Annotated in this window: 14 protein-coding genes, 1 tRNA gene and 2 pseudogenes; 9 read left to right on the forward strand and 8 right to left on the reverse strand. The window is 68.1% G+C overall.

Going from position 1 to position 12,830, the window contains the following annotated elements:
- Positions 1 to 11 precede the first annotated feature (11 nt).
- Positions 12 to 335 carry a hypothetical protein gene (locus tag ACIRQF_RS07845; RefSeq protein ID WP_404089857.1) on the forward strand — a complete coding sequence of 108 codons (324 nt, stop codon included), beginning with the start codon at positions 12 to 14 and terminating at the stop codon, positions 333 to 335.
- A gap of 138 nt (positions 336 to 473) precedes the next feature.
- Entirely contained in the window at positions 474 to 1,238 is a 765-nt protein-coding gene (locus ACIRQF_RS07850) for a GNAT family N-acetyltransferase (RefSeq protein ID WP_404091725.1), read from the forward strand.
- 48 nt (positions 1,239 to 1,286) lie between these two features.
- On the opposite strand, the pseudogene ACIRQF_RS07855 reads toward ACIRQF_RS07850, so the two are convergent.
- The 3 genes and pseudogenes from ACIRQF_RS07855 to ACIRQF_RS07865 form a co-directional block, all read right to left on the reverse strand.
- Positions 1,287 to 2,154, reverse strand: a pseudogene (locus tag ACIRQF_RS07855) (IS5 family transposase).
- Between the two features lie 219 nt (positions 2,155 to 2,373).
- Complete coding sequence (locus ACIRQF_RS07860; protein WP_404089859.1) at positions 2,374 to 2,673, reverse strand: hypothetical protein; 300 nt, start codon at positions 2,671 to 2,673, stop codon at positions 2,374 to 2,376.
- Positions 2,674 to 3,636: 963 nt separating this feature from the next.
- Entirely contained in the window at positions 3,637 to 3,843 is a 207-nt protein-coding gene (locus tag ACIRQF_RS07865) for a hypothetical protein (RefSeq protein WP_404089861.1), read from the reverse strand.
- A 23-nt stretch (positions 3,844 to 3,866) separates the two neighbouring features.
- Between ACIRQF_RS07865 and ACIRQF_RS07870 the strand changes: the two genes are divergently transcribed.
- Complete coding sequence (locus ACIRQF_RS07870) at positions 3,867 to 4,841, forward strand: MFS transporter (RefSeq protein WP_404089863.1); 975 nt, start codon at positions 3,867 to 3,869, stop codon at positions 4,839 to 4,841.
- Between the two features lie 2 nt (positions 4,842 to 4,843).
- Positions 4,844 to 5,023: a hypothetical protein gene (locus ACIRQF_RS07875; RefSeq protein ID WP_404089867.1), complete on the forward strand. Its 180-nt coding sequence runs from the start codon at positions 4,844 to 4,846 to the stop codon at positions 5,021 to 5,023.
- 259 nt (positions 5,024 to 5,282) lie between these two features.
- Here the strand turns inward: ACIRQF_RS07875 and ACIRQF_RS07880 are convergent, their stop codons facing one another.
- Together ACIRQF_RS07880 and ACIRQF_RS07885 are read right to left on the reverse strand one after the other, a co-directional pair.
- Positions 5,283 to 5,951, reverse strand: a complete 669-nt coding sequence (locus ACIRQF_RS07880) for a hypothetical protein (RefSeq protein WP_404089869.1) — start codon at positions 5,949 to 5,951, stop codon at positions 5,283 to 5,285.
- 972 nt (positions 5,952 to 6,923) lie between these two features.
- On the reverse strand, positions 6,924 to 8,102 hold the full coding sequence (locus tag ACIRQF_RS07885; protein WP_404089871.1) for a Cmx/CmrA family chloramphenicol efflux MFS transporter: 1,179 nt from the start codon (positions 8,100 to 8,102) through the stop codon (positions 6,924 to 6,926).
- Between the two features lie 370 nt (positions 8,103 to 8,472).
- Between ACIRQF_RS07885 and ACIRQF_RS07890 the strand changes: the two are divergent.
- Positions 8,473 to 8,748, forward strand: a pseudogene (locus ACIRQF_RS07890) (transposase); the annotation flags it as partial.
- A 13-nt stretch (positions 8,749 to 8,761) separates the two neighbouring features.
- Here ACIRQF_RS07890 and ACIRQF_RS07895 read toward each other — a convergent pair.
- Positions 8,762 to 9,268 carry a hypothetical protein gene (locus tag ACIRQF_RS07895; protein ID WP_404089873.1) on the reverse strand — a complete coding sequence of 169 codons (507 nt, stop codon included), beginning with the start codon at positions 9,266 to 9,268 and terminating at the stop codon, positions 8,762 to 8,764.
- Positions 9,269 to 9,309: 41 nt separating this feature from the next.
- On the opposite strand from ACIRQF_RS07895, the gene ACIRQF_RS07900 reads away from it, so the two are divergent.
- The gene (locus tag ACIRQF_RS07900; protein ID WP_389752108.1) at positions 9,310 to 9,579 is read left to right on the forward strand and encodes a DUF4265 domain-containing protein; all 270 of its coding nucleotides are present in this window, start codon (positions 9,310 to 9,312) and stop codon (positions 9,577 to 9,579) included.
- Positions 9,580 to 9,754: 175 nt separating this feature from the next.
- Here the strand turns inward: ACIRQF_RS07900 and ACIRQF_RS07905 are convergent.
- Positions 9,755 to 9,828, reverse strand: a tRNA-Met gene (locus ACIRQF_RS07905).
- 57 nt (positions 9,829 to 9,885) lie between these two features.
- A complete protein-coding gene (locus ACIRQF_RS07910; protein WP_376634636.1) occupies positions 9,886 to 10,086 on the reverse strand; it encodes a cold-shock protein in 201 nt (66 codons plus the stop codon).
- A 326-nt stretch (positions 10,087 to 10,412) separates the two neighbouring features.
- Here ACIRQF_RS07910 and ACIRQF_RS07915 point away from each other — a divergent pair, with 326 nt between their 5' ends.
- The 3 genes from ACIRQF_RS07915 (at position 10,413) to ACIRQF_RS07925 (ending at position 12,738) form a co-directional block, all read left to right on the forward strand.
- A complete protein-coding gene (locus tag ACIRQF_RS07915; RefSeq protein WP_389752180.1) occupies positions 10,413 to 10,712 on the forward strand; it encodes a WhiB family transcriptional regulator in 300 nt (99 codons plus the stop codon).
- A gap of 282 nt (positions 10,713 to 10,994) precedes the next feature.
- The gene (locus ACIRQF_RS07920) at positions 10,995 to 11,939 is read left to right on the forward strand and encodes an SDR family NAD(P)-dependent oxidoreductase (protein ID WP_404089876.1); all 945 of its coding nucleotides are present in this window, start codon (positions 10,995 to 10,997) and stop codon (positions 11,937 to 11,939) included.
- 370 nt (positions 11,940 to 12,309) lie between these two features.
- A complete protein-coding gene (locus ACIRQF_RS07925; protein WP_376634632.1) occupies positions 12,310 to 12,738 on the forward strand; it encodes a hypothetical protein in 429 nt (142 codons plus the stop codon).
- The last annotated feature ends 92 nt before the right edge of the window (positions 12,739 to 12,830 follow it).

Genomic DNA, 12,830 nt, shown 5'->3' on the forward strand with positions numbered 1-12,830 from the left:
TGATGGTCCGCGTGAGCGAAGAGAGTGTGTTTGAGGCCGTATCACGCTTGTACCGAGAGTTCATGGAACTGCCGTTTCCCCCCAGGTTGGCTGGAGCGGACCGGGCCGGCTTCGACCTGGTGATGCTGGACTCGGATACCGCAGGCTGCGTTTTCACCTGGATCAGGAACGGCGGCGAGCTCGAAGCGCGGGGCCGAAGCACTCTGCTGCGCTGCATCGCCCGCCTGGACCGGGTCATATCCGTGCTCGGCGAAGCGGATGCCCCTGAGTACTGGCACCGCCTGCGCGAGATGGCTCAACTTGTCGCGGATTCCACGAACGTAGCCACCAAATGAGTACACCTAGGGCGTGTATCGAAAGTGCTGGTCACCGGCGTGGCACCGCCTAAAATGGCATGCACTCTTCGTCCGGTCGTGCTGGGATCAATCCCTATGAATGATTACTTTCTCAATGAAGCCGACTTGACGGACAGGATGGAGCGGAATCTGGCGGAACACGCCTGCCATCTGCACCGGAGCATGTCCGGTGCGACCGTCACGGAGACCGATGACCTCCTGGTCGCAGACAGCGGCCTGGACGACGACACGTTCAACATCGTCGCAGCGGCCCGCTTCACCGCCGGCGACGCCGCGGCCCGCATCTCCGAGACCGTCGGGTCGCTGGCCGGCACCGGCCGCGGCTTCTCCTGGTGGGTGGGACCTGCCTCGACACCGACAGACCTCACCACCCGCCTGACCGCGGCCGGTCTGCCGGTGTCCGAGCGGGAGACGGCGATGTGGGCCGAGCTGGACGACACCCTGCCAAGTCCCTCTGTCCCGGGTCTGGACATCCGAACGGTGACCACGCCCGAGCAGCTCGCCGACTACGCCACGGTCCTCGCCGCGAACTGGAATCCACCCGCCGAAACCGTCCGCGACTTCTTCGCCCGGGCTGCTTCCCAGGCGCTGGCCGCGACCTGCCCGGCCCGGTACCTGGTGGGCTACGTGGAGAACCGTCCGGTCTGCTCCGCCGAGGTGTTCCACCACGCGGGAGTCGCCGGCATCTACAACATCTCCACCCTGGCCGCCCAGCGTCGGCGCGGCTACGGCGGAGCCATCACGCTTGCGGCCCTTCACGCGGCCCGCGAGCGAGACCACCACATCGCGGTCCTGCAGGCGTCTGCCGACGGCGAGCCTGTGTACCGCCGCCTGGGGTTCCGCGCCTGCGGCCAGTTCGTCGAACACGCCATCAACACCTGAACCTCTACGACTCCACGGACATCCGTCCATCGCCCCTGATTGAGCTGGTCACAGCCATTCATTGATGGCCGCTACGAGGACAGTGGCCTCGTAGCGGCCCGCGAGCTTGTCGTATCTCGCGGCCACAGCCCGGTTCCTTTTGAGGCGGCTGATGCCGCACTCGACGGCATGCCGAGCCTTGTAGTCCTCGGCGTTGAACCCGGGCAGCCGGCCACCGAGAGAACCGAGCTTCTTGCGGCCTGGTCGGCCTTGTCCGGAATGGTGCAGCGGATGCCGCGACGGCGCAGGTAGTCGCGGTTCTTGCGGGAGGCGTACGCCTTGTCCGCACGGACCCGTTTGGGGCGGACACGCGGCCGACCCGGCCCAAGGCGGGGCACGCGGACCTTCTTCAGCACGGGCTCGAATTGCGGCTAGTCGCCGCGCTGCCCGGCGGTGATCACAATGGACATGGGCTTTTGGCCCTGCTCGACCGCCAGGTGCAGCTTGGTGGTGAACCCGCCCCGCGAGCGTCCCAGCCCATGATCAGCAGGCTCGGTGAACATGCCGCCCGGCGGTTCTTTCTGAAGTGCACCCTGCCGACGGGCTCCAGCCGCACGCTGATGGGCACGGCACACCGTGGAGTCGACGTTCAGGTCCCACGGGATCGCGCCCTTCGCATCAGCCAGGGACTGAAGCCGGGTGAGGACCTGGTGCCAGGTGCCGTTCCGCTGCCATCGGCGAAACAGATCGTAGACCCGGCTCCACGGTCCGTACTCGACGGGGACGTCCCGCCACTGAACACCGTGCGGACCCGGAACCGTATGCCGTCGATCAGCCGCCGCCGAGGCCAGATGGGTGGCCGCCCCGTCTTGACACCCTGAGGCGATAGCGGCTCCAGCACTGCCCACTGCTCGTCCGTGAGATCTCCCCGACCCATGAAACGTGATCATTCACAGTCCAAGATCCGCTTTCGATACACGGCCTAGTCGTCATGAGCCTGTCTGGCCGGTTTTCGCGACGAGCTGCGCTGCAGGTGCCACGTCAAACGGCCCGCTTTCGGCGTGGAATCCCGGGCCGGGGAGAGCGACAAGATATTGCCGCCCGCATCATGAACAGCGAGTGCCTTCATCTGCCTTCACTCCCTCACTGAAACGCTCTACGGATTTACGGTGCTTACCATCAGGCGAACAAACGGGCAGCGATTTGTGTTGTTGTTCCGTACCGTGATGTCGATGAACGGGTCCTGCCCGCCTCCGGCCCCCGGTGCGCGCGTCTTGAGGAGCTCCACCCCCAGGATCATGTCGCCCGAGACCGCTCCGGTCAGTCCGTGCGCCGTGACGGTGACGGTTCCGGAGCCCAGTTTCGGATGCGGCCCCACCCAGTAGCCCTGAGCACCGCCACCAGGGATAGGGTCCGTATTGAAAATGAATGCATTGACCATCGACACCGACGCCATGGATTTCCCTTCTCTGTTCGGGCGCATGCTCGCAAAACCCGGGCTCCAGACATCCGAGCCGAAAGCGGTAGAGAGATTTCGATGCAGGCCTCGGCAATACCGGTAGCCGTCGGACAGTCCGCAAGGAAAATGTTTTTGGCTACACCCAGGTTCTTCAATTCGGAGTCCCAGGTGAACAGAGCTTCGGGCCGAAACTCGCCCAGGCGACGGACACCGTTTCACCGCAAAAACGATGACCCCCGGCCCTGAGGGTGTTGCGGTGACGAGACGCTCGCAAGTGGCCCGCCCGACGACGCCGTCCGCGGCGCAGCGGTGCCCGCGGGCGGCCAGGAGGTGCTGGGCGTACACCGCTTCCACGCATGACGGCGGCGTGTGTCGCCGACGGCGCGCTGGGCGTTCCCGTCGACGGGACGGGGGCGTCGGCGGGCCCGGCTCAAAGCCCTGCTCCCCCGGCCTGGCCGGAGCCGGAGGCCGGCTTGACGCTCGGCTTCTGGGGCCTGGGGCGGGGGGCCCGCCATGGTCAATGCCTCGTCGCGGTGGATGACAGCCACGACCGGCAGCGCCGAGACCGGCCTTGCGCCCACCTCTCCACCGTCCCTCGCGGGGACGGGCGAGTCGACGGCACTCTCCGGCGCTGCAAGTCCGCCCAAGTGTCCCCGTCACGGCCGGTGCCGCCTGCGGGGTGAGGGAAGGGATCGCAGGCGGCACACGAGACCGTCGCCCCCGTCCACGACTCGGGGGGATGTCCGCAGACGGGCGACGCTGCCGCCCGCCTGCCCGAGAAACCACATCCGAAACGTTGCTGTTCGGTGCACTCGGAAGTGCATGGTGCCCGGGTACGGGGGCAGAGGGGCGGAGAGCGGATTGGGAGCCGCTCACCGGGCCCGCGGCCTCCCCGGCCGCCGAGGCCCGACCGGGTGGATAACCGGCCCACACCAGTGGGGGGTGTGGGCCGGCCACCTGTCACAGTGCGAGGCCGCCACGAGCGCGCCTTGTTCGGAACTCGGTACTCGAGGTGGACAGCTCCCCAATGAGTTCCGCAGTGCCTTGTCGTTCGGGTAACGGCCGGCCTCGGGCGCGCAGCAGGGCGGTGGCGATGGTGACGGCCTGGCCCCAGTCGGCGACGAAGTGCTGCGCGCCCGGGTCGAGGACGCGTCGAGGAACGGGCACCTGCCTCCTGACGGCTTCCCGGTGTGGTCTACGTGCTGGCGCTGGGGACGTTCCTGATGGGCACCACCGAGTTCGATGTGGCGGGTCTGCTGCCGGAGATCGCGAGCGACCTGCAGGTGAGCGTGGCTCGTGCCGGCCTGGCGATCACCGTGTTCGCGGTCGGAATGGTCGTCGGCGCGCCGCTGATGTCGATGTTGGCCCTGCGGCTGCCTGCCCGGTGGACGCTGGTACGGGCCCTGGGCGTCTTCGCCGCGGGACACGCGATCGCCGCTGTCGGGCACGGCTTCGGGCTGCTGCTTGCCGCGCGGTTCCTGACCGCGCAGGCGACAGGGGCGTTCTGGGCGGTGGCGAACGTCGTGGCCCCCGGGGCGGCCGGTCCGGCCGCGAGCTCGCGTGCCGTGGGCGTGGTCGGTTCAGGCGCCATGCTCGCCAATGTCGTCGGCGTGCCGCTCGGCGCCTTCGCCGGACAGCTGATGGGCTGGCGCGGACCCTTCTGGATACTGGCCGTCCTGGCGCCGGCCGCGATGGTGCTGATCGCGCGTTCGGTCCCGAAGGAGCGCCGAGGCGGGCAGACGGTGTCGATCCGCTCGGAGCTGTCCCCACTGCGCTCGGGCCGGCTCTGGCTGGTGCTGGCTGCCTGCGCGACCACGAGTGCCGGCGTGCTGGGCACGTACACCTACGTCGCGCCGCCGCTGACCGACCGCGCGGGAAGCGCGGCGGGTCTTTTGCCACTCGTCCTCGTCGGCTTCGGCGCCGGCGCCCCGGCCGGGTTCCTCGTCGGCGGCCGAGCCGGGGACGTCCGCCCGTACGCGACGACGATCAAGGCTGCGGCGTCGGCCGCTGTGGTCCTGCTGACGCGCGGCCTGCTGTCGGCCTTCGCGGTCCCGACGGTGGCGCTGATTGCCCTGCTGGGGCTGGTCGGCTTCCTGGGCACTCCGGTCCTGATCGCCCTCGGCGTCCGCTTCGCGGGCAAGGCCCAACCCTGGGTTCGGCCCTGACCGTGTCGGCGTTCAACCTCGGCACGGCGGCCGGGTCCTGGGTCACCGTGCTCGCCCTCGGCTCGCCCTTCCAGGCCGCCGGTCCGGCAATGGTCGGCGCGACCATGGCCGCTCTGGCCCTCGTCCCCACGATCACCATCGCGCTCATCCAGGGTCGCTGCAGCCGGCCCGCCCTCGGCTAGGAACCGACCGAGAGACCGCTGGACGGTGGCACCGCCTGCGAGACCGCTGGACGGTGGCACCGCGACGCCGCGCTGAAACATTTCCTCTCATTCCGTAGGAAGTCATGCCTGGGGGGTGTCACACGCAGCGCGCTCGCGGATCCACGTGCGCTACCCGCCTGCGGCGCGTCCAGGGATCGGTAGCGCTCGGCCGCGGCCCGGGCCGGCAAGCCCAGGCAGTGTCCCGGCGATCAACAGCGGAAACCTCTGGGCCGAACGATCACGCGGCCGTCGCCGAGCCAAGGTAAGGAGCGAAATGCTCGGCGACCTCTGCTGCCACAGCCACAGCGTCGAGCGTCCCGTCGACTTCGATGACGCGGATGCCGAGGCGGCGGGCGTTCTGTACTGCGTCCTCGGCAACCAGCCGATCACGGGCGAGCCGGTTGGCCTGGGATCGTGCCGGGTCAGTGACAGGGACGTTGAGAGTTCCCGCGCGCGGGAGGGTCCGGAGTTGGTGCTGCCGGAAGTCCTCGGTGGGGACGAGGACGACCATTCGCCGGAGGGAGTCGAGCAGCGGCGCAACCAGCTCCGGTCGCAGCCCCCATCCCTCAGCGATCGCCGGCCTGCCGGTGAACAGTGCGCGCAGGTCGTCCAACGCCCACTCGAAGCGGACCGGGAAGCCGGCCAACGTCTCGGTAGCCATCTCCTCCGGGCCCCGGTCCAGCCAGACATGGTCGGGGGTGGGATCTTCCACAGGCTCACCCAGGGCGACACGACGCGCGATCCGGCGATCCTGGTGTCCGCGGGCGTCGTGATAGTCGTAGTGGTACACCGTTAATCCGTACTTGCTGGCTATGAGTTCGGCAACGGTGGTCTTGCCGGACCACTGTGCGCCGCCGATCCACAACGCGCGCTGCAGGCTGCCGTGCGGATCCCAGACGTCTGACATGTGTGTCCTCCCGTTGGAGAGCGGCGCAGACCTCCGCTCGGGAATGATTTTCCTGGTTTGAGAGCAAAAATTGCAGTCTTGTCTTCGCTGTGCGGTTCGCAGAGAGTGGAAAGGAAGGGGCGGATCGTCCCCCTCACGCTCCTGGCCGTGGCTGCTGCCCAGTTGAATCGTTTATGCGACTGTGGGGAGTAGGGGTGGCCTGACGAATACCCTGTGACGGGCTTGATTCGCCAGTCGCCGCCAGGGTTCGCCAAGGGGGCTTTCCCCCGAGAGGCCGCGATGATTGGTAGGCGCCTCTCCAGTTCCGCCGGAGGCCGTACGCGAGTGCGGCCGGGGTCCTGGTTGCCCCCAGAACCCCGGCCAGGTGTGCGGGGCGTCGAGGTGGGTCCGGCCGATCATGTGCCGGTCGGGCCCGCTTCACCCAGGCCACGACGTGCCGTCCGGTACCTCACCTGCCCACGACGCTGCTAGCGCGCGAACTGCGCCACACACCCTGCGATCGATGTGACCGCGCCGAGCACAGCAATGATCACCTGCACCCGGGTGTCCGAGCCGATCCGCTTGCGCCGACCCGGACGCTTGGCCCGCTTCCGCATGTTCACCTCCCTTCCGAAGAATCCGGCTGACAGGAACGCCCCCGTCCGCGAACTGGGACGTGCCACCTCCACCTGACACCCGACCGCCGGTGGCACAACATCTCGCGCACCCTGGCGAACCCTGGCGAATTCCGCCCGCGCCTGCGGTAGTTGGCGACGCTGGACAGGACGAGACGAACGTGTGGCAGGGGCCGCACGTCGAGGGTGCGGCCCCGGGAAGCCGGCCGTAACGGAGGATCCGCACCCTCAAGGCCTGGGGCAACGTGCCTGACCGCGCCCGACAGTTACGTCCGCGGCATGGTGCCAGGCTGCTGCAGGGCTCCCCGTACCGCGCGCTGCTATGACAACCGCACCGACAACGGGGCGCTCGCATGTGTCATCGGAGCCCCTCCGTGCTCCGGCCGGCCGTGATGGCGGTGAGGAAGGGAAACGCGATGAGTAGCGCCACGGCGACGAGGAGTCCGCTCGCCCAGAGCGGCCCGAGGGTCCCGGCTTCGGTGCTGAGGGTGGCCGCGGCGATGACGGGGCCGATGGCGGCGCCTACGTTGAGTGCCGCAGTCGCGTACGAGCCTGCCATGGTGGGGGCTCCTGCGGCCTCGTAGAGGACCCGCGTGATCAGCGTGCTGCCCAGCGCGAACGACAGTGCGCCCTGCATGAACACGAGGATGAACAGGGTGACCGGCTCGTCGGCCAGCACCGCCAGGGCCGGCCAGCCGATGAGCAGCAATGGACCGCTGACTGCGATGACCGGACCGGGTCGCCGGTCGGAGAGCCGTCCGGCGACGGTGAGGCCTACGAAGGAACCCGCGCCGAAAAGCACCAGCGCGACAGGGATCCACAATTCACCCAGCCCGGCGCTGTCGGTCACCACGGGGGCGAGGAAGGTGAGGCTTCCGAACGTTGCCGCGTTCACCAGCGCACCGAGCAGCATCACCAGGATCAGCGGCGGCCGGGTGAGTTGGGCGAGTTCCGCTCGCAAGGCCGGCCTGCCGGTCGCCTCGTCCTCATCGCGTCCTGCCGGGATTCCCTTCAGGATGCCGAGAGCTGCGGGCAGGCAGAGAGCGGCGACGGCCCAGAATGTGGCCCGCCAGCCGAGCAACGTGCCGAGCACTGCCCCACCGGGGACACCGGCGATCGTGGCCACCGTGGTGCCCGACAGCAGTACGGCCAGCGCGCGTCCCTTCTTGTCGGGCGAGACCACCGTGGCGGCAGCCGTCAGAGCGACGGCAAGGAATCCCGCGTTCGCGAGCGCGGCGACGACCCGAGTGGCGAACAGGAGGGGGAAGCTCGTGGTGACGGCGCCCACGGCGTGAGCTGCCGCGAAGACGAGCACGAACCCGAGAAGACCGACGCGCCTGGGCCAGTCACGGGCAAGCGCGGCCACAAGAGGGGCGCCGACGATCATGCCGATCGCGAACGCCGAGGTGAGGACGCCCGCTGTCCCGACTGTGACGTCAAGATCCGAGGCGATGTCCGGCAAGAGGCCGGCGAGCATGAACTCCGAGGTCCCCATGGCGAAGACCGCCATGGCAAGCAGATACAGAGGAAGAGGCATCGAGTCGCTCCGAGGTGAGAGAAGCACGAGAAGGTCATCTCGTCACCGCGGCCAGCCCCATGCGCACACTCGCGGCACCGCGAGAGCGGTGCGACGACAGGGCTACGAGCTCAGTGGTTCAGGGGGGCTGACGGCGTGACCGAAAGCCCCCACCGTGTCTGACTCAGGACTCGACATGGTCCGCACGCTACCCGACCTATGCCCGTCGAAGCATCTTGGTTTCACGGGCATCGGCCTGTGTCACCAACGTCATGTCCCGCAAACAACTAGACCGTGTTCAGACGTCGTTTCGTAGGGCTGTCAGAGCGGCATGAGAGCCCCCGGGCATGAGCTACGACCTTGCTCTCTGGGAAGGCGAGAGGCCGGGGCCGACACCGGTTACCGCACCAAGGCCATCGACCACGGTGCCCGTCTCGGCATCGACGTCGAAGTCGTCCACCGCGATCCTGGCCAGAGAGGCTTCGAGGTCCTTCCGCGGCGCTGGGTCGTGGAGCGAACGTTCGGCTGGCTCATGCACCACCGCCGCCTCGCCCGCGACTACGAAACCCAACCGCACCGCTCCGAAGCCATGATCAAGCTGGCGATGGTTGACCCGATAAGCCGCCGGCTGACCAGGGAATCCACGCCGAACTGGCGCTATACCTGAACCCCCGAGTGCGTCAATGGAACGGGTAGAGGCGCTGGCTCGGACCGGGAGGGGCAAAGCTCACCCCGTTCTCGTCGAGTGCGTTGAAGACGGTCACGCGACCCGTCTCGAACGCGAAGCTGATGTCGACGTTTCCCTGAGCGACGTCCCCGCCCATCCATTCGAGGAGTTCGGCCCCCTTGAGCGGCAGCCCCCTCACAGCCTGCACCTCGGGAAGAGGTTCGGGACGCCACTGCAGGTCGAAGCCGGGCCACCGGACTGGACGGGTGGGGTCGATCATGTTCCACGTCAGGGAGAGATCGCCCAGCTTGTGATGGTTGATCTCGACCTGCTGGCCATCGAAGTCGAACAGCACCGGGCAGTCGCAGAACCACTCGTCGTCCTTGAGGTCCCAGACCATCCAGACTCTCGTGAGCGTCCGGCCGGCAAGGCCTCGCAGACGATGCCCATGTTCCTGAACGACGTCACCGCGGCTGTCCAACCATGCTGGCTGGTAGCCAGCGATGCCGAAATCGAACATGGCGTCATCTTGCCAGTGGCGCCTTCCTCTGCGGGGAAACGGTGCAGCTTTCCCAGAGCTGCACCATCCGACTCATCCTGCTGAAGGATGCCGGCTCTGCCGCTGCCCGGCAGAGCGTGCTGGAGGTCTTCCATCGCCTGGGCACGACGGGCGAAGGCATCGAGCGGTTCGGGATGGTGGCCTTGGACGTCCCGCCGCAGGCAGACCTGCTGAAGATCCGCGAGCTGTTGGAGCAGGGCGAGACGAAGGAGTGGTGGCATTGGGAAGAAGGGTGTGTCACTGCCGCCTGGGAAGCCACTGCGCGACCGTGAGGGCAGCAGTGCCCCGTCCCGGCCCGCAGGGAGCCAGGCGGCATGCTGCATCGTTCAGCGCGAGGCCGAGCGTGGCCGTGGCGACGGGAGCCGCGATCGTGTGGGCCGGCACTGTCCGCCATCGTGTGGCAATAACGCGGTAGGGGCCCGGCTGGTGCCGGGCCCCTACCTTTCGTAGCGGGGACAGGATTTGAACCTGCGACCTCTGGGTTATGAGCCCAGCGAGCTACCGAGCTGCTCCACCCCGCGTCGGTGATCCCACCTTACACAGCGGGCGACGCGAAGGGCGCGGCATTTTGTGGTGGGTCAGCCGCGAACGATGTTCTCGGCCTGCGGGCCCTTCTGGCCCTGGGTCACGTCGAAGGTGACCGTCTCACCCTCGACCAGCTCCCGGAAACCGTTGCCCGAGATGTTGGAGTAGTGGGCGAACACATCGGGGCCGCCGTCCTGGGCGATGAAACCGAAGCCCTTCTCGGCGTTGAACCACTTCACGGTACCGCTGGCCATGCTTGTGTCCTTCGATCCTGCCGGGCGCCCCGGCGACGTCATGACGGACCTCCGCCGGTGGGAGAAGGCCCGACGTCCGTTCTACCTCACGCAAGCCTCCGCCATTCGATCATTCATGCACAACTTGAACACGTCTGTCCTGCGAGGTGAGGGGCATTCAGGGGCTCGAGGTTTGAACCGCCGTCAATCGGTCACTCGATGGGACGAACGCCGGACAGTGCCGTAGACCTATGGCACTTGCCTACATAACCTGCCCGCCCAGTCGACGCTGCTCCTGACCGGGGCGGTGCGCTGAAACTTCGAGGGGACGCGTGGAGACCACCTGGATGTCGTCCGGCTTGTGCAGGGTGGCGCAAGCGGACGACCTGTTCGTCGAGGGGGCGGCTCAGAACGGCGCCAAGGCGCTGTGCACCGGCTGCCCGGTGAAAGCCGAATGCCTCGCGTACGCGCTCGATCAACGCGTCGAGCACGGCGTATGGGGCGGCATGACCGAGCGGGAGCGCCGAGCGCTGCTGAAGCGCCGCCCGACCGTACGCTCCTGGGCCCGGCTACTTGAGGCCGCCCGACGACAGCACCACACCGACGCCGCGCCCTCACAGCCCACGGTCAGGGCCCACTTTGGGTGATCGTCTCTCAGGTCTCCCAGTTCGGCGACATGGGCTCGATGATTCACTCGCTCCAGCAGTCCCAGGGCAGGTGCCCCGGTCTGCGCCAGTCGATCCTCCTGTCCTCGTCTCGGCCCCGCCCCGCGCTTCCGTGGTGGGGCCGACGTCATGTCGGCCGGGTGCCTGCCGGTAGGGCTGTCGGTGATCGATCGGTGATCTGTCGGTGGGCGCCGGCACCGTGCAACCCGAGTCGCCGAAGGCTTTCGTCGTAACCGTCTTCAGTAGCAAGGGAGCACCGTCGCCGTGCCGTCCGCCCTGTCATGGAATGTCCAACGGCTGCCGAGGGCTGAGGACCGTGTCTTCCTGGTCACCGGCGGCAACGCCGGGATCGGGTACTTCGTCGCCGAGCAGTTGTCGACGACCGGAGCCACCGTCGTACTCGGCTGCCGGAGTCCTGCCAGGGCCGAGCTCGCCATCGCGTCGATCAGGGCGCGTGTCCCCGGTGCGCGGGTGCGGGCCGTGCGGCTGGACCTCGCCGACCTCTCGTCGCTCGCGACAGCGGTGGACTCACTGGCGGTGGCGCGCCTTGACGCCGTGGTCAACAACGCCGGTGTCGCACTCGACGACCCGCCGCGCAGGGAGACCGGAGACGGTCACGAACTCATGTTCGGCACGAACCACCTGGGACACTTCGTCCTGACTCAGTTGCTGATGCCACTGCTGTCGGCTGCACCGGCGGCCCGCGTCGTGACCATGGGAAGCTTCGCGGCCAAGTCCGAGCGGCTCGATCCGGACGACCTGCAGTCCCGGAAGGACTACCGACCCAAGCGCACCTACGGGCGCTCGAAGTTGGCGCAGATGTACTTCGGCCTCGAACTCGATCGGCGCCTGCGCGCTGTCGGCAGCACGGTGGCGAGCGTAGTGGTCCACCCCGGCGGCGCACTGGACTCCCTCACCCCGTCACGGCCGCCGTTCCATGTGCCCACCACCGGCGCACGGCTGGTCTCGACTCCTGCGGCCCTGCTCGTCCAGGGCAAGCACGCCGGCGCCTGGCCAGCGGTACGGGCGGTCCTCGACCCGGCCGTACAGGGAGGCCAACTGTGGGGGCCACGCGTCTTCGGCCTGCGTGGCGAGCCTCGGCGGGAGGCCGTCTGGAACCACCTGGCCGACCGGTCCGCCGCCGCACGGTTGTGGGATGCGACCTGTGAACTGACCGGCGCCGACCCTCTATCGGGACAGCTCAGGTAGGCGGGCGGCGCCGGCAGGCTGTCGAGCCGGCCGTGGGCAGCCCCCTCCCCATCCGGTGCCCTCCACAGGCTGCGCAGTCGGTCGGTCCGCGACGACGTCATCCTCAGCCAGGACGGAACCGTGAGATGAGCGCGTGCGGGCCGGGGCACGGCAGGTGCGCCTGCTGCGCCACTCGCGAGGTGCAATGTCGATCTGTGGCCTAGGTCGGCAGCCCTGCCGCGGCGGGGGCTCGGCGCCCTGACGATGCGCGGCAAAAGGAGGGCGGTACAAGCATTTTAAGCATGTACATATCAAGTCTGGTTCTGACAGCCTTGCGTTCCTCGCGGCTCCTGACACGTGGTCACGGAGTCGGCCGATCAAAGGGGGAGACATGCTCAGACTTCGCAGAGCCCTGCTCGCCGTTCCCGCCGCCATCGGACTGACGCTCGCCCTTCCGAGCAGCGCCTGGGCAGCGACCGGCAGTGCGAGCAACTACATGTGGGCGGGTCACGCCAGCGCGACGTGGACGTGGTCGGGGCCCGGCAGCCTGACCAACATCGACCTCCACGTCGAGGACGACAACTGCAACAGCAACCCGGTCTACGCCCAGCTCCGGGTGACCCGGTCGAACGGCGGGGTCTGGTACACCAGCACCCACCGGTACGACTACAACGGCTGCAGCGGGTCGGGCACGAACCACAACGATCTCACCCTGTCAGACGGCTACAACATCAAGTACATCGCCCTGTACGTGTGCAACGACGGCACCTTCAACGACTGCATCGTGGGGCCGAACTCCAGCGCCAACCCGCTCGCCTGACGCGTTCCCCGCGCCCGCAGGAAGTGCCGGACGAGGCCTCGTTGCCGCCGGCTGGGTTCCGGCGCCTGGGCGTCTTCGTCGACCCGCTCGCG

Origin of the sequence: Streptomyces sp. NPDC101191, from assembly GCF_044767915.1 — a bacterium.
GTDB lineage: Bacteria > Actinomycetota > Actinomycetes > Streptomycetales > Streptomycetaceae > Streptomyces.